15 protein-coding genes are annotated in these 15,291 nt (G+C 63.8%); 5 read left to right on the forward strand and 10 right to left on the reverse strand.

All coding sequences use genetic code 11. From position 1 onward, the window contains the following. Positions 1-89 precede the first annotated feature (89 nt). Positions 90-740 carry a thermonuclease family protein gene (locus tag HZB49_RS11305; protein WP_365857493.1) on the reverse strand — a complete coding sequence of 217 codons (651 nt, stop codon included), beginning with the start codon at positions 738-740 and terminating at the stop codon, positions 90-92. A 189-nt stretch (positions 741-929) separates the two neighbouring features. On the opposite strand from HZB49_RS11305, the gene HZB49_RS11310 reads away from it, so the two are divergent. From HZB49_RS11310 to HZB49_RS11325, 4 genes are all read left to right on the forward strand, one after another. Continuing rightward, a complete protein-coding gene (locus HZB49_RS11310) occupies positions 930-1,343 on the forward strand; it encodes a VOC family protein (RefSeq protein WP_291611238.1) in 414 nt (137 codons plus the stop codon). A gap of 308 nt (positions 1,344-1,651) precedes the next feature. Further along, on the forward strand, positions 1,652-2,857 hold the full coding sequence (locus tag HZB49_RS11315; protein WP_291611240.1) for an ABC transporter substrate-binding protein: 1,206 nt from the start codon (positions 1,652-1,654) through the stop codon (positions 2,855-2,857). 171 nt (positions 2,858-3,028) lie between these two features. Next, entirely contained in the window at positions 3,029-3,823 is a 795-nt protein-coding gene (locus tag HZB49_RS11320) for an enoyl-CoA hydratase (protein ID WP_291611242.1), read from the forward strand. Between the two features lie 2 nt (positions 3,824-3,825). Further along, entirely contained in the window at positions 3,826-4,587 is a 762-nt protein-coding gene (locus HZB49_RS11325; RefSeq protein WP_291611244.1) for a hypothetical protein, read from the forward strand. Positions 4,588-4,645: 58 nt separating this feature from the next. Here HZB49_RS11325 and HZB49_RS11330 read toward each other — a convergent pair whose 3' ends face one another. The 7 genes from HZB49_RS11330 to HZB49_RS11360 form a co-directional block, all read right to left on the reverse strand. Further along, positions 4,646-5,590 (reverse strand): hypothetical protein, encoded by a 945-nt coding sequence (locus HZB49_RS11330; RefSeq protein WP_291611246.1) that lies wholly within the window; start codon positions 5,588-5,590, stop codon positions 4,646-4,648. A gap of 24 nt (positions 5,591-5,614) precedes the next feature. Continuing rightward, positions 5,615-6,385 (reverse strand): effector-associated domain EAD1-containing protein, encoded by a 771-nt coding sequence (locus tag HZB49_RS11335; RefSeq protein WP_291611248.1) that lies wholly within the window; start codon positions 6,383-6,385, stop codon positions 5,615-5,617. A 113-nt stretch (positions 6,386-6,498) separates the two neighbouring features. Continuing rightward, positions 6,499-7,557 (reverse strand): trypsin-like peptidase domain-containing protein, encoded by a 1,059-nt coding sequence (locus tag HZB49_RS11340; protein ID WP_291611250.1) that lies wholly within the window; start codon positions 7,555-7,557, stop codon positions 6,499-6,501. A gap of 13 nt (positions 7,558-7,570) precedes the next feature. Further along, complete coding sequence (locus tag HZB49_RS11345) at positions 7,571-9,625, reverse strand: DNA/RNA non-specific endonuclease (RefSeq protein ID WP_291611251.1); 2,055 nt, start codon at positions 9,623-9,625, stop codon at positions 7,571-7,573. A gap of 307 nt (positions 9,626-9,932) precedes the next feature. Further along, positions 9,933-10,733: an enoyl-CoA hydratase/isomerase family protein gene (locus tag HZB49_RS11350; RefSeq protein WP_291611254.1), complete on the reverse strand. Its 801-nt coding sequence runs from the start codon at positions 10,731-10,733 to the stop codon at positions 9,933-9,935. A gap of 17 nt (positions 10,734-10,750) precedes the next feature. Next, complete coding sequence (locus tag HZB49_RS11355) at positions 10,751-11,911, reverse strand: acyl-CoA dehydrogenase family protein (protein WP_291611256.1); 1,161 nt, start codon at positions 11,909-11,911, stop codon at positions 10,751-10,753. A gap of 20 nt (positions 11,912-11,931) precedes the next feature. Continuing rightward, the gene (locus tag HZB49_RS11360) at positions 11,932-12,984 is read right to left on the reverse strand and encodes an acyl-CoA dehydrogenase family protein (RefSeq protein ID WP_291611258.1); all 1,053 of its coding nucleotides are present in this window, start codon (positions 12,982-12,984) and stop codon (positions 11,932-11,934) included. A gap of 251 nt (positions 12,985-13,235) precedes the next feature. On the opposite strand from HZB49_RS11360, the gene HZB49_RS11365 reads away from it, so the two are divergent. Further along, positions 13,236-14,018, forward strand: a complete 783-nt coding sequence (locus HZB49_RS11365; RefSeq protein WP_291611260.1) for an SDR family oxidoreductase — start codon at positions 13,236-13,238, stop codon at positions 14,016-14,018. Between the two features lie 115 nt (positions 14,019-14,133). On the opposite strand, the gene HZB49_RS11370 is transcribed toward HZB49_RS11365, so the two are convergent. Then, complete coding sequence (locus tag HZB49_RS11370; protein WP_291611262.1) at positions 14,134-14,418, reverse strand: GlsB/YeaQ/YmgE family stress response membrane protein; 285 nt, start codon at positions 14,416-14,418, stop codon at positions 14,134-14,136. Between the two features lie 105 nt (positions 14,419-14,523). Next, positions 14,524-15,108, reverse strand: coding sequence for a YidB family protein (locus HZB49_RS11375; protein ID WP_291611264.1), 585 nt, complete (start codon positions 15,106-15,108; stop codon positions 14,524-14,526). Positions 15,109-15,291 lie beyond the last annotated feature (183 nt).

Raw genomic sequence — 15,291 nt, forward strand, 5'->3', positions numbered from 1 at the left:
GCCGTCGCGTCCCTGTCACCACAACCGCTCTTGTTATTTGGGCATGATCTTGTCCGAAAACCGGTATCCACTTTTCGGGGTCATGCCGTCTAGTTCACAAGCAGTTCCAGTTGCCCCGCCCGGAGCAATTCGATTCTGGGCCCGGTCCGCGTCTCGATGAAGCCGCGAACCCGAATCCGTCGATTCTCGAGGGACTTAGGCGCCATCCCGGCCGCCTCGAGAGACGGTAACATGCGCCGTGAAATAGTCACAGCGAAATCCCGTGTCCAGTTGCGGCCGAAGTTGAGGTAAGTCGTTGCCCCGGCCTGCCGGACCGACAGAACCCTGCCTTCCACCAGCATAAAGCGCCCATTCCCAGCCAGGATATCGCCGGTACTTTCCGCGTTTTTTGTGGCCGAACCACTGGCCCAGATGCCCATTTTGGCCGCACGCCCGGCCGATTCGGCCGCCAGCAGGGCGGCCGCGCACGCCTTGTCCGGGATGTCGGCGGCGGCAAACGCTTCGCCCTGTGCCAGCAGTGCCGCCTGCACCGGATGTTCCTCGCCCGCGACGAACACGAAGGCGACCTGGCGGCCATAGCGATCCGGCGCGTCGTCATCGGCGCGCAGCGTGATGTCGTGGCCGGCCACGATCGCCGACAACGCGGCGGTGCGTTTGGCCGCTTCCGCCGAAACCGGCTCGATGCCGGCGAGCCTGACCTCGCGGCCGTCGGCGAGGCGCAGGCTGCGCGCATCGATCACGGAGGCGACGCGGCCTTCGCCTTGCACCTCGAAGGCGCAGGGCGCAGCGCCGGCTGCGTCTGCGGCTGACGTTGCGCATGCCAGCACTGCGAGGAGGGCGGCTCGGATTCGCACGAGGTACGGTCTGTTCCTGTATGCTGGCGATACTGGCGGGCAAAGCTATCCCAAATTGCATCGAAGGGGGAGACGATGGAGATCAACGGCATCGCGCATATTTTCCTGACTGCAGCGAATTTCGAGCGCGCGCGCGAATTCTATCGCAAGCTGCTGCCGTTTCTCGGGATGAAGCCGATGATCGATTCCGACCAGGTTTTCTATTGCGTCGGCGGCCGCACCGCGGTTGCCATTCGCGCGCCGTCGCCGGAGAACGCGGGCGCGGCCTTCGACCAGAACCGCATCGGGCTGCACCACCTCTGCTTCCGCGCCCGCGAGCGCGCCGATGTCGACGAACTGCACGCGTTTCTCGCCTCGATCGGGACCAGGATCGTGCGCGCGCCGCGCGAGGATCAGTGGGCGCCCGGCTATTACTCGATGCTGTTCGAGGATCCCGACGGCATTCGCCTGGAGATCAACCACGTGCCGGGGAAGGGGCTGCTGACCTAGGCTGATGCGCCTATGGCCTCATGGTTCGAGACGCGGCTGCGCCGCTCCTCACCATGAGGGTCTGGCTGCTTGTGCGAAGAGGTTTGGCAGCTTGCTCGGGCGGAAGACCTCATCCTGAGGAGCGGCGCTAGCCGCGTCTCGAAGGATGAAGCCCCGCCCATCCATTCCGCTAAGCGGAAATAGCGGCTGCACGCATGACGGCATGCGCAGGTGCGTGGGTTGCTGCCCCCAGAACCATGCGGCATGATCGCGGCAACGCGAAGCCGCAACGCCAAGCGGCAAGAAAATCAAGAAAAAGGGAGGCTTTCATGAAACGGATTCTTGCGGGCGCCTTCGCCTGCGCGCTGGCGATGTCGGCAACAGCGGCGCTGGGGCAGACCAAGGCGCCGCTCAAGCTCGGCGGCATCCTCGATATGTCCGGTCTCTATGCCGACATCACCGGCACCGGCAGCGAGACCGCGGCGAAAATGGCGGTGGAAGATTTTGGCGGCGAGGTGCTGGGCCGCAAGGTCGAGATCGTCGTCGCCGACCACCTCAACAAGGCCGACGTCGCCGCCAACCTCGCGCGCGACATGCTCGACAACCAGGGCGTCGAGATGCTGTTCGACGTCGCGGCATCCGCCACCGCGCTCGCCGCCGGCGAGATCGCCAAGGCGCGGAAGAAGATCGTCATCTTCAACGGCCCCGCCACCATCGCGCTCACCAACGAGGCCTGCGGTACCTATACCGTGCACTACACCTACGACACCTTCGGGCAGGCCAATGTGACCGGGCTTGCGGCGGTGAAGTCCGGCCTCGACACCTGGTTCTTCCTGACCGCCGACTATGCCTTCGGACAGGCGCTGGAAAAGGACACCACCAACGTCGTGACCAAGAACGGCGGCAAGGTGCTGGGCAGCGTGCGCCATCCCCTCAACACGTCCGACTTTTCGTCCTTCCTGCTGCAGGCGCAGGCCTCGAAGGCCAAGGTGATCGGCCTTGCCAATGCCGGCGGCGACACCATCAACGCGATCAAGCAGGCCGCCGAGTTCGGCCTGATGAAGGGCGGCCAGAAGGCCTCGCCGCTGCTCGTCTTCATCACCGACATCGACAGCATTGGCCTCGAGACCGCGCAGGGCCTGCTGCTGTCGGAGGCCTTCTACTGGGATCTCAACGACGAGACGCGCGCGTTCTCGAAGCGCTTCATGGAGCGCGTCAAGCGGCCGCCGACCACCGCGCAGGCCGGCGTCTATTCCTCGGTGACGCATTATCTGAAAGCGGTGAAGGCCGCCGGCACCACGGAGGCCGATGCCGTCATCAAGACGATGAAGGAAACGCCGATCAACGACATGTTCGCCAAGAACGGCAAGATCCGCGCGGACGGCCGCATGGTGCACGACATGTACCTGTTCGACGTCAAGAAGCCGTCCGAGTCCAAGGCGCGCTGGGATTACTACAAGCTGGTCGGCACGGTTCCAGGCGACCAGGCGTTCCAGCCGCTGGAGCTGTCGCGCTGTCCGCTGGTGAAGAAATAGCATCAGGGCGACCCGCCCGACCGTCATTGCGAGGAGCGAAGCGACGAAGCAATCCATACTTCCTTGCGGCAAGATGGATTGCTTCGCTTCCGCCTTCGCTCTTCGAGCTACGGCGGACAAGTCGCTCGCGATGACGAAAGACGAATTTCCTGCAACAACGAAAGCCACACCATGAGCGCAAACGAAATGGTCCTCCAGAATCTCGACAAGGGTTTGCTGACCATCACCATGAACCGTCCGGAGCGGCGCAACGCGCTCAATCCCGACATGACACACGGACTGGTCGAGGCGGCGCGCCGCGCGGCCGACGACCACGAGGTGCGCGCGGTGCTGATCAAGGGCGCAGGCGGCACCTTCTGCGTCGGCGGCGACGTCAAGTCGATGGCGGAGGGGCGCGCGCCGCTGCCGTTCGAGGCCAAGCTGGCAAACCTGCGCAAGGGCATGGAGGTCTCGCGCATCCTGCACCAGATGCCGAAGCCCGTGGTGGCGCAACTCGACGGTGCGGCGGCAGGCGCGGGACTGTCGATTGCGCTGTCCTGCGACCTCAGGGTGGCGAGCGCCTCCTGCAAGATCACCACCGCCTTCGCCAAGGTAGGCTTCTCCGGCGATTACGGCGGCACCTATTTCCTGACCCAGCTGCTCGGCAGCGCCAAAGCGCGCGAGCTCTATCTGCTGTCGCCGGTCCTGACCGCGCAGGAGGCCTTCAATCTCGGCATGGTGACCAAAGTCGTGCCGGACGCGGAAATTGAGGAAGCCGCGCGGGAGCTGGCGATGTCGCTGGCACATGGGCCGTCGATTGCGCTTGGCTTCATCAAGCGCAACATCAACAATGCCGAGAGCATGTCGCTGGAGGCCTGCTTCGACGGCGAAGCATTCCATCACACCCGCGCCGGCGAAACCGCCGATCACAAGGAGGCAGCCAAGGCATTCGTCGAGAAGCGCAAGCCGGCATTCCAGGGAGCGTGACGATGGCGGAGTACATGCGCCTGCGGCAGATCTGCCTGGTGGCGCCGCATCTGGAGCCCGTGATCTCCGACATCGCCGCCATTATGGGCCTCTCCATCTGCTATCGCGACGGCAACGTCGCGAAATACGGGCTGGAGAACGCGCTGCTGCCGGTCGACACCATCCTGCTGGAGGTGGTCGCGCCGACGAAGGAAGGTACGGCTGCCGGCCGCTTCCTGGACAAGACGGGAAATCGCGGCGGCTACATGGCGATCTTCTGCTGCGAAGACCCGGACGCGCGCGGCGCCAAAGCCAATGCGATGGGCGTGCGCACGGCAAACGTCATCACGCACGTGCCTTATCACGGCGTGCAGTTGCACCCGCGCGACTGCCGCGCCGCCTTCATCGAGTTCAACCACACCGACGGCAGCGACGACGTGCTCGGGACCTATCCGCCGGCCGGGCCGGACTGGCAGAAGCACATCCGCAAGGATACGACGGTCGCGCTGACCGAGGTCGAGATGCAGGGCCCCGATCCGCAGGCGTTGGCCGAGCATTGGGGCAGGATCGTCGGCGTGGCCGTGACCAGGGGCGCGGACGGCCCGGTCCTCAAATTGCCGAATGCGACGTTCCGCTTCGTCAAGGGGCCGGTCGACCTGATGACGGGACTGACGTTCCGCGTCGCCGATGTCGCCAAAGTGCGCGAAGCCGCGAAAGCCAGGGGATGCAAGGTCGACGGCGATGCGTTCGATCTGTGCGGGGTAACGTTCAGATTGGCCGCTTGAACCCGTCGTCGCCGGTCCGGATCGGGAGGGAGTGCGCCGTCTCCGGTTCGCTCCGTGCTCAGCTCTTGGTCAGCGACTGCAATTGCTTTGCCAACTCGCTCTGCGCTTCCGGAAGCCGGCCGGGGTTGGCCTGAATGAATTTCACGGTGGCTTCGATGAGGGTTTGCGCGGGGATATACCGGTCGACCTCGGTCGTCTTGTCCCTGGTCTTGTAGAACAGCTGATAGACGTAAATGTTGGGATTGCGCGTGCCGAGCCCCCCCTTCATGTCGGCAAGCTGCGCCAGCGTCTCATTCTCCTTGCCGACGAGAATCCTGTTCAGCGCCTTGAAGAAATAGGCGTCGGTCAGGAAATTCTGGCTTGCAAAATCTCCGTTGTTTGAACGCTGGATGAAGCTTGTGAACGCGGTGTCGGACTTGGGAATGTTGTCCGCAAAATTCGACCGGATGAACCCGACGCGCGTCCAATATTGCCCTAGGTAGTAGGCAGAACTGGCCGCGTAGCGGCTTTTCGGGAAGTTGTCGGGCATGCGCTGGAATTTTGCGGCGGTTCCTGCGGGATTCGCGACGTTGTCGCTGTTGAAATCGTTGATGGCGTCGAGATACAGGCCCTTCGCGTTCGAAAGCGCGTCGTCGATAGATCGACGCAAGCTAGGATCTTGCGTGTCCAGGTACGTTTGGTAGAGGGCCTTCAGCTTATTGTCGTGATCGCTGGCCACCCAGGGCGACGTCAACTTCGACAAGGCAATGGCAGCCCCCGCCCTGTCGTCGGAGTTGGGGGACGACTGTACCTTCTGGAGCAACGCGTCAGTTACCGCAGTTTGTTCCGGAACCGGCGAAAGTTCATATTGCTGTTTGATGATGTCGCGCGCGCCGGTCCTGGCGTCTAGATCTTTCGCAACCAGACCCTTGATGTTGTCCTGCACCTTGTCCAGCAGGCCGCCTGCTGTCGCCGGCTCGATTGCAGCCAGAGAGACGACGATAACGAATACCTGCGGTCTCATTGCGGGTCTCCTTCGAACGTTGCCTCAATAGGACTGAAGCTTCACATACAAGAACAATTTGCGGGTCTTGTTCCAGAGTGGAACTCCGACTTCTTCGTAGTTGACCTTCACGACCTTGAGCACCGTCTCCTTGCTGTTGCCTACCCATCGCGGCGGCAGGCTGGCTTCGTCGAGAACAAGTTCGATCTGGGGTGGCTCGGCTATGTCGCCATGCTGAATCCGGAAGAATCCATCCTCGTCCGGAGCCTGCAACAGCTTTCTTTGACCGGAGGGACCGCCCTTTCGCGGTTCATATTGCAGGTTGACGAATCGCGCACGCGCGCCGCCCTCATCGACGGGCTTTATGGCGATTTCATCGTCGGGAACCAGGATGAAGAACACGGCAACCAGGATCATGCAAACCAGAAGCCCTGCGAAGAACTTCGCTTGTGCCGCCAGGAACTGACCGCTTGTCTTCAGCCAGCCAAACGGCCTGCTGTCGAGTACGATCTGGATGCGGCTGGGCTTCTGTGCCAGCAAGGCATCCAGGAACGGTGCATGCTCGTTGCCCGGCCATTTCTTGCGCGTGGCCTCGACCGCTGCGCGAACCTTGCCCGATCGCGCGAGGCGCTCGAGCAGCTCGCGCCATATATCCAGCGGTGCCAGACCGGCCGGAATGCCCAATGCATCGACCTCGAATTTTCCAGCAAACGTCACCGCATCGTCGTAGTCCGTATAAATGCCGGCCATTACGCGCGTTAGCTTTTCGCCGTCCGGCTCGGAAAAGGGAAATGGAGACTTGTCGATGATCGACATCTTGCTCGCCCTCACATCAGCCCCGATCGCGCGATCCATGCCCGCGGATCAGGCATTGTTTCCGCTATCGTCCGAACAGGCAATTTCGGTTGCGGATCTGCGACACCTGCAATTTAAGCAAGAATGCCGCTGCTCCTCAATCGCTCGGCAACGCGGCTGATACGAATCCCTTCGTTCTTTGCCACGGGCGGCTTGCCGGCGATCTCGACCGGACGGCCTCCTGCATGGTGCAGCGCAATCAGCCTTCCTGCCGTATCGAAGACGGGTGCGCCCGACGAACCGGGTTCCGTATCGGTGAGGTAGCGGACCACGCCGTCATTGACGTTGCTGATCGTGTTGCGGACGAAGCCGAGTCGCTTTTGGTGGCCGCCCGGATGCTGCAGGATATAGGCAAGGTCGCCGATTTGCGGAGCAGGCGCTGCTTCGAGCGGCAGTTTCGGCCATTCCGGGCGCATATCGGCGACCTCGATCACGGCCCAGTCATCCTGCGCCTCACCCTTGATCGTGCCCACGATCCCCGCAAGCGAAGTTACGGCAAGCGCCGCGCCGTCGGCCGCGACGTCGAACCCGAAATCCGCCTGCACGCTGGTGGCGACAGTGTCGCGCGGAAACAGCACATGATGGTTGGTGAGAATCAGCCGCTCGCCGATGCGAAAGCCGGTGCCGAAATACGATCCAAACGGATTCTGGACCCGCAGCAGGCACACGGCAGGGGCCATCGCCGTCACCTTTGTCAGGGTGGCGATCAGGTTCACGACGTGGCCCACAGGAATGGTCAGGTCGTCGAAGAACAGCAATGCTTCCGGTTCGGTGACGCTGTCGTTGAACACGGCACCGGGAGTCCCTTCCCCGGGCATCGGCTCCGCGCTGACGGGTGCGAGCCTGTCGGCAAGCAATGCATCGAGAAACGAGGCGTGCGGATTGTTGGGAAATTTTTCGCGCGTCGCACCAACGACCCGGCGTACGGCGCCAGCCACCGCGAGCTTGCGGAGCAGGTGATACCAGAGATCTATCGGGCTCAGCCCGGGCGGAACGTCGAGTTCATCGATCCCGAACGGCGCGGTGAACGTCACCGCCTCCCGTTCGGTCCGGAATATTCCCGCCATGACGCGGACCAGCTCCAGCGCCATGGGCTTTGCAAAGGGAAACGGCGATTCATCGACGACGGGCATCTTGCATCGCCTCTCAGCGCACGAACCTGATCTGCTCCAGCGCTTCCAGGGAGATCGCGAGCCCTTCGCCAAGTCCTTCCTCGCCGCCGGCCAGCGGATCGACGCTCGCCAGCCGGCCGAAGCTGATGCCGCTGCGCGCTTCGATCGACCGGATCGAAACCTGGGTCGCGACCTTGAGCTGAGGCGAGACAAACTGGCCGAACACGAACTCCTCCTCCGGCTGGAGATTGGACTCCTGGTTCATTTCGTAGCCGGTCGCGCACAGCTTGCCGGTTTCGTCGTGGATGAACGCGATGATCTTCCAGAACGCCAGCGGGATACGCACGCCGTACATCTCCGGATCGCGCCTGTCGAAGTAAGGGCCCGTGAACACCGAAATCTTCATTTCGTCCTCACGCGCATGCTGCAGCGCGTAGTCCTCCAGCGCCAGCCAGATCGGCGCGTTGAACGCCTGCATTTGCGGCGTCGTGTTGGTGACGTGCATCGAATCCTCGTTGCCCTTCTTGGCCGTGCTCGCGGTCCTTCCCCAGCCGGGATCCTCCCGCCGGGTCATGTGACCGCGGCTGAATTTCGGCGGACTGCCGTAGCATTCGTTCATGATCTGCTGCGCCTTGGGAATGCGGGGATCCCATTTCCAGCCGACGCGTGCGCTCTTCTTCGACAGATTGCCGTCGATGTTCACGGCGCTGAAGAAGCACATCCGGCGGCTGCGACTCATCACGACCGAATAGTGCAGATATTTCAGCTCGGTCAGCGTATCGCCTTCGAACGCGAATTCGAGCACATCGTCCGCAGCCCGCGTTACCGAGGGCAGGCCGACCTTGGAACTGCCGTCTCCGAGAAAGTCAGGCTGGTAGCCTTCGCGATCGCGATAGTCCTCGGCAACGGCTTCGTCGCCTCCCACCGCGCCGTCGCCGCCATCGGCCGGCACGGCAGGCATTGCCCTGACGTTGCGGGGGGCGGGCGCAGCCGCGTCTCCCAGCGATACCGTCACCGTCAGGGGAATGGTGATGCTGGTGCTGCCACCGGCGCTTCGCGCGATTCTCGGGGCAGGGACGCGGCCGGCCGCCGGGGCGGCGGCAAGTGGCGCTGGCCTCGGCGCCTCGACACGGCCGGTGCGCCCGCTGCGCACCTTGTCGAGCAGGCGCTTCACGACGTCGGCGGGTACCGCATAGTTGGTTGCGAGGAAGCTGCCGCTGAAATGCAGTCCGAGCGCCTTGCCGCTGTCGAGATCGACGACGGCCGAGCCGGAATTGCCGCCCAGCGTGGTGCAATTGTGCAGCAGGAGCGTCGGCCTGACTTCGGTGATGCCCCCCGGCGCAAGCCGCTTCTTGTTGTAGGTCTTGCCGAAGATTTCTTCCATCAGGCTCGGCTCGGGAATCCGGCTGTCATAGGCGGGATAGCCGATGGTGGCCACGTTCTGGGTGGCCGCGATTTCAGTTGCGAGCGCGATGGGATCCGCCAGCCTGGCGTTGCCGCTGGTGACCTCGATCTCGAAAAACGACACGTCGGGGCCGGGCTCGTCCTCGATGTACAACGGCCGGACCAGCTTGAAGACCAGCCTGGCCGGATTGCGGATCTCCTGGAGGAAATCGGCATCCGCGCCGATCGGGCCGTCAAGACCGACCTGGAAGGTGTATCCGTCACCTCTTCGGGCGGCAAACTCGCGTGCGACGTGACGATTGGTGACCATGATGTTGGGGGCGACGAGCCAGCCGGTGCCTACCCAGTCGAGGCGCGCTCCCTGCAGATTGATGCGGCCGACGGCGCGTATGGCCTTGTCGAGAAATGGCTTTGCCTTGGTCAGGCGGTCGGTCCAGATCGCGCTGTCAGCCTGGTCCTCGAATTTGAGGACAGTCTCGTTCTCGCGAATTTCCAGCACCGGGCGCGTGGTCCTGAGGATAATGCTTTCCTGGACCACGTCCGACGCGCCCGGCTCCGCGGGCCCCGCCGACTCCGGGACCGGAGTGCTCCGCGCCACATCGACGCCTTCCTGGGCGAGTTCCGGATCCAGGCCGCGGATGAATGCATTGTAGGTGCGCAGTCGCTCAAGCCTGGACGAACTCATGGCCAGCTCCTTCAATAGGCAGCACGCAAAAATGACGATGAAAATCCGGCCCCGGCGGGGCGCGCCAAAATGAACGAGCGTATCCTCTTGTGAAACATCTAAAGTTGCAAGCGTTTTCGCGGCCGGACTTTCCGCGGCGCATTGACCCGCTGCCGCCGGCGTTGTGAAGAGAATGCCCGATTGTCGTAAAATTGACGCAAGACGCGCGGCGCATGATTAGCGCGCGGCGGCACCTCATCCTCGCACGGCAAGACCGGGAACCGGCTGCTCAGCAGCCGGCGGAGGATGCCCGGTATGCTGCGTGGACCTAACGCCCCTTGAAGTTCGCCACGCGGCGTTCGGCGGTGGCCTTGACGCCTTCCTTGAAGTCTTCCGTGGCGCGCAGCTTGGTCTGTTCCGCCAGCTCATGGTTGGTGGCGGCGAGCACGCGGTCGGCGAGGCCGGCGCGCATGGTGGCGCGGGTGGAGATCAGGCCGAGCGGCGAGCATTCGGCGATCTCGTTGGCCAGCTTCATCGCTTCAGCCCGCACCTGGTCCTGCGGCACGCAGACATTGGCAAGGCCCATCTTCGTGGCTTCCTCGCCGGTGACGCGGCGGCTGGTGTAGAAAATCAGCTCGGCGTTGTTCCTGCCGACCAGCTCCGGCAGCGTGGTGGTGAGGCCGAAGCCGGGATGGAAGCCGAGCTTGGTGAAGTTGGCGGCAAACCGCGCTTCCGGGCAGGTGACGCGGAAGTCGGCGGAGACGGCAAGGCCGAGGCCGCCGCCGATGGCGGCACCATGCACGGCCGCGACGATCGGCTTCTTGTTGCGGAAGATGCGCACCGCCTGCACATAGAGATGGTTGATCGGCAGGTTCGCCGCCGGATCGCGCTCCGCCTGTTCTTCCTGTTCCTTGCGCTTCGGATCGGAAAAATCGGCGCCGGCGCAGAATGCCTTGCCGGAAGCCGCCAGCACCGAGGCGCGGATTTCGACATCGCGATCGAACTCTTCAAGCGCGTCCGCGATCTGGTTGATCAGCGACACGTCGAAGAAATTCAGCGGCGGCTTCCTGATTTCGATCAGGCCGACATGGCCGTGCTTCTCGACGCCGACATCCGTGTATTTGGTCATGACGTTTCCTCGTTGAATTAGCGCAAACCAAGTCCGCGGGCGATGATGCCGCGCAGCACCTCGGTGGTGCCGCCCTGGATGGTGAGCTTCGGTGCGGTCTTGATCGCAAACGAGAGCTGCTTTTCCAGCGTCTCGCGGTTGGTCGCTGTCTCCTCGACAAAGGCGGCAAGATCGCGCACGCGGTGCGGCAACTGCTGCTCCCAGATCGTGCCGATATCCTTGACGATCGAGGCCTCCACCACCGGCTCCTTGCCGGCCTGCAGCATGCCGGCCACCGAGACCGACATCCGGCGCATGGTGTGCACCTGCGCCACCAGCCGGCCGATGCCTTCGGCGGAACGCGTATCCGGATTCTTGCCGACGGCGCGGACCAGTTCGGTCAGCACATAATAGGTTTCCAGGAAACGCTCGGGGCCGGAACGTTCGTAGGCGAGCTCCGAGGTCGCCTGCTTCCAGGCGCCGTCGACCTCGCCGAGCACGTGATCGTCGGGCACGAAATAGTCGGTGAAGACGACCTCGTTGAATTCATACTGCCCGGTGATCTGGCCGATCGGGTTCACCTGGATGCCCGGCTGCTTCATCTTGACCAGGAACTGGGTGAGACCGTGGCGGCGGTTTTCCTTGGTCGGCGGCGAGGTGCGGAAGATGGCGATCATGTAGTCGGCGATATGCGCCGACGAGGTCCAGATCTTGGTGCCGTTGATGAGATAGCCGCCGTCGGTCTTGGTGGCGCGGGTCTTCGCCGCGAACAGGTCGGAGCCGGAATTCGGCTCGCTCATGCCGATGGCAAAGCAGATCTCGCCGCGGCAGATGCGCGGCAGGATGTCCATCTTGACGTGCTCGGGCGCGTATTTCAGCAACACCGGGCCGCTCTGGCGGTCGGCGACGAAGAAGCGGCGCGTCGGCGCATTGGCCACGCGCATTTCCTCGGTGACGACATAGCGCTCGAGGAAGGAGCGTTCCTGCCCGCCGTACTTCTTCGGCCAGGTCATGCCGAGCCAGCCCTTGGCGCCGACGCGGCGGGAGAATTCCGGGGCGTCGGTGTCTTCGCGGTTGGGCTGGTGCGGATCGAAAGTGCCGGCGGCGATTTCCTCGGCCAGGAAGGCGCGCACTTCCTTGCGCAGCTGTTCGCATTTTTCCGGCAGGCGGATCGGATCGAAACGGAGGGCAGCGGTCATTGTGTGTCTCGTATCAGGGATCAGCGCGAGGCCACCAGCGGCCACAATTCATCGGCGCCGCGGTCGGCGACCAGTTTCCCGAGCTCGACGGCCCAGTAGCTTTCCGAGCCGAAATCGTCGCGCCAGGCGAGCGCGCGCAGCGAATAGCGATGCAGGATGTGCTCGATGGTGAAGCCGATCGCGCCGTGCACCTGATGGGCGATGGCGCCACCCTTTTCGGCCGCTTCCGAGCAGCGGATTTTTGCCGCGGCGGCTTCGAGGAAGTAAGCGTCGTCAAAGCCCTTCGAGTTGGCGATGGTATCGGCGGCCGACGTTGCAGCGGCAAGCGCGGCGGCGGATTCACCGGCGAGTCTCGCGAGATTGTGCTGCACCGCCTGGAATTTCGAGATCTTCTTCTCGAAGGCGACGCGCTCGTTGGAATAGCGCACGCTGATCTCCAGCATCGCCTCCAGCGCGCCGGCAATCTGCAAGCTACGCACCACGCCGCCCATCAGCATCAACTGGGCCTGGTCGAAGCCTTTCGGCGCCGGCTTCACCGTCAGCGCCTCGGTCTTGTCGAACACGACGGTGTCGCTGTTGTCGCCGCCAAGGCCGATGCCGGCTTCGATCCGGCATTTGGCGGCATCGACCAGCGCGATCGAGTTGCCGGCCAGCACCGCGAAGTGCTTTGCGGCCTTGGCAAACGGCACGCTGCGGGCGCGGCCGGAGAGGGTGCCGTCGGCGTTGAGGGCGATGCGGTCCTTTGGCGTGGCGGGAGCCAGCGTCATCTCGCCTTCGGGCGAGGAGATTTTGGCCTGCTCCAGCAGCCAGCCCGCAAGCATGGTTTCGGCCAGGGGGACTGCGATGGCGTGGCGGCCGGCGGCGTTCAGCACGGCGAAACCCTCGGCCAGGCTCGCGCCGGAGCCGCCGCAATCCTCGGCTACCCAGGCGAGCGGCAGGCCGGCCTCGCTCAGCGCCTGCCACAGCGGCGCTTTCCACGCGCCCTTCTTGTCGTGATTGATGGTCTGGGCGTCGGCGAGATCGGCGAAAATCTTCTCCGCGGTCTCGACGACAATGTTCTCACTCTCCGCCACGGCGCTCCCCGATGTTGATTGGCTCCGCGGCCAGCGTTTCCGCCGGCCGGGTGCGGTCTTTTCTTGCGCTTTATGATGAGGAAAAGCCATAGGCCTGACAAGCGCCGGAAGCAGGGCCGCTTGCACCGTTGGAATATGCCGCGCGGGGCTGCTCTTATTCCATCGAGCGGAGTATCGATTTGCCCTGACTTTGCCGCGCGGTATGGTATGCCACCGGCTGAAATTCAGCTCAAGACAACAAGAGGAAACGAATGTCCAGGGATGGCTTGTACGCGATCGTGACGGGGTCGGCTTCGGGATTGGGAGCCGCGACCGCGGCTATTCTGGCCACCGGCGGTGGCAAGATCGTCGTCAACTATTCCAACAGCAAGAAGGAAGCGGAGGAAACCGCCGATCTCTGCCGCAAGGCCGGCGCCGAGGTGCTGGTGGTGCAGGGCGACGTCTCGCGCGACGATGACTGCAAGAAGATCGCGGCCGCTGCGAACGGCTGGGGCAAGCTCGACATTCTCGTCAACAATGCCGGCACCACGAAACATGTGCCGCATCACGATCTCGACGGGCTGTCGGCGGAGGATTTTCAGCGCATCTATGCCGTCAACACCATCGGGCCGTTCCAGATGATCCGCGCCGCGCGGTCGCTGCTGGAAGCGGGCGCCAAGGCAAGCGGCCGTTCGTCTGCGGTGGTCAACGTCTCGTCGGTGGCCGGCATTTCCGGCGGCGGCTCGTCGGTGGCCTATGCCGCGAGCAAGGGCGCGCTCAACACGATGACCCAATCCCTGGCGCGCGCGCTGGCGCCGCTGATCCGCGTCAACACGGTGTGTCCCGGCTATATCGATACGCCCTGGTTCACCAAGGGCCGCGGCGAGGCCGGCGCCAAGCAGGTGCGCGACATGGTGATTGCGCGGGTGCCGCTGAAGTCGGCGTCAACGGCCGAGGATATTGCGCAGCTGGTCTGCTTCCTCGCGCTGCCGCAGTCCGGCCAGATGACCGGGGAGTACGTGCGCATGGATGCGGGGATGCATTTGATTCAGTGAGGACTGTCATTCCGGGGCACGCGAAGCGTGAACTCTGGGGCGCCCTTGCGCCCCTGAGAATCTCGAGATCCCGGGTTCGATGCTTTCGCATCGCCCCGGGATGACTGCTACGCCGTCATTTATTCCAGTCCGGTATCGTGCCGCGCGCGACCAGCCGGTTCCAGATGAACAGCACCACCAGCGCGCCGATGGTGGCGGTGATGAAGCCGGCGCCCTGGGCGCTCGGACCGGTGTCATAGTAGCCGACCATCTGACCGATCCAGGTCGCGAGGAAGGCGCCGGCAATGCCGAGCAGCGTGGTCAGGATGAACCCGCTCGGGTTGTTCGGCCCCGGCGATAGCATGCGCGCGATGATGCCGGCGACGAAGCCGATGACGATGATCCAGATGATGCCGCTCATGGTGAGCCCCTTTTCATAAACCGCGCCCTATATTTTGAGCATGATCTCTTCCGAAAGCCGGTTCCCACTTTGCGCTAACGCGGCCCTTCGGGTCGGGATCATGCTCTAGATCCATTTCGACAATTCTTTTTCATCCGGCAGCCGCCCATCCGGCGTGAGCTGATCGACCACGTCGGGCAGGTATTGGCTGAGCCCTTGCAGCAACTCGTCGCGCGACATACCGCTTTGCGAGGCGATCGCATCGATCTGGTCGGCGCCGAGCGCACTGGCGAGATCGCCGGGCGCGATCGGCTTGTTCTGGCCCTTGCCGACCCATGAATTGGCGACCTCGCCCTGGCCGCCCTGCTGCAATTGCTTCACGAGATCGCCGAGTCCGCCGGACAGGATGCTGCCGGCTGCGCCGCCCGCGAGCAGGCCGCCGAGCCCGCCCTTCATGAGATCGCTCAGGCCGCCGCCCGCGCCGCCGGGCATGCCGGCATTGATAGTCTTGGGCGAGGGCATCGGCGGCGGTGCGGAGCCCGGCGCGGTACCCGGCTTGCTGCCGCCAAAATGCTTCATCGCCTTCCAGGCGAGCAGCGCCAGGATCGCCATCGTCATCGGCGACATGCCGCCGCCGCTGGTATCCGTGCTTGGCCTGGAGGGGCCGCGCGGGCCGTTCTGCATGCCGTTCAAGATGTCGAGCAAACCCATGGTGGTCTCCCGCAAATACTTCCGCCCCGCGGCGAAAAGATAGCGGTGCCCCATGATGGTTACAAGGCAGGGCCGGAACCCGTTTCATTGGGTAGCCGGCGCGGCGCCTGCAATCGGCCTGTTGCGCGGGCGAGAGGTACCCGGATGACTGGCATGCCCGCGCAATTGCCTTGAAATTGCGCC

The sequence above is a fragment of the Bradyrhizobium sp. genome, assembly GCF_016219575.1.
In the GTDB taxonomy this organism is placed as follows: Bacteria; Pseudomonadota; Alphaproteobacteria; order Rhizobiales; family Xanthobacteraceae; genus Bradyrhizobium.

Excerpts from the sequence above, each read along its gene's own strand:
- HZB49_RS11375 (WP_291611264.1), bottom strand. The coding sequence starts at position 15,108 with ATGGGTTTGCTCGACATCTTGAACGGCATGCAGAACGGCCCGCGCGGC.
- HZB49_RS11335 (WP_291611248.1), bottom strand. The coding sequence starts at position 6,385 with ATGTCGATCATCGACAAGTCTCCATTTCCCTTTTCCGAGCCGGACGGC.
- HZB49_RS11310 (WP_291611238.1), top strand. The coding sequence starts at position 930 with ATGGAGATCAACGGCATCGCGCATATTTTCCTGACTGCAGCGAATTTC.
- HZB49_RS11370 (WP_291611262.1), bottom strand. The coding sequence starts at position 14,418 with ATGAGCGGCATCATCTGGATCATCGTCATCGGCTTCGTCGCCGGCATC.
- HZB49_RS11340 (WP_291611250.1), bottom strand. The coding sequence starts at position 7,557 with ATGCCCGTCGTCGATGAATCGCCGTTTCCCTTTGCAAAGCCCATGGCG.
- HZB49_RS11350 (WP_291611254.1), bottom strand. The coding sequence starts at position 10,733 with ATGACCAAATACACGGATGTCGGCGTCGAGAAGCACGGCCATGTCGGC.
- HZB49_RS11365 (WP_291611260.1), top strand. The coding sequence starts at position 13,236 with ATGTCCAGGGATGGCTTGTACGCGATCGTGACGGGGTCGGCTTCGGGA.
- HZB49_RS11320 (WP_291611242.1), top strand. The coding sequence starts at position 3,029 with ATGAGCGCAAACGAAATGGTCCTCCAGAATCTCGACAAGGGTTTGCTG.
- HZB49_RS11325 (WP_291611244.1), top strand. The coding sequence starts at position 3,826 with ATGGCGGAGTACATGCGCCTGCGGCAGATCTGCCTGGTGGCGCCGCAT.
- HZB49_RS11345 (WP_291611251.1), bottom strand. The coding sequence starts at position 9,625 with ATGAGTTCGTCCAGGCTTGAGCGACTGCGCACCTACAATGCATTCATC.
- HZB49_RS11355 (WP_291611256.1), bottom strand. The coding sequence starts at position 11,911 with ATGACCGCTGCCCTCCGTTTCGATCCGATCCGCCTGCCGGAAAAATGC.
- HZB49_RS11330 (WP_291611246.1), bottom strand. The coding sequence starts at position 5,590 with ATGAGACCGCAGGTATTCGTTATCGTCGTCTCTCTGGCTGCAATCGAG.
- HZB49_RS11315 (WP_291611240.1), top strand. The coding sequence starts at position 1,652 with ATGAAACGGATTCTTGCGGGCGCCTTCGCCTGCGCGCTGGCGATGTCG.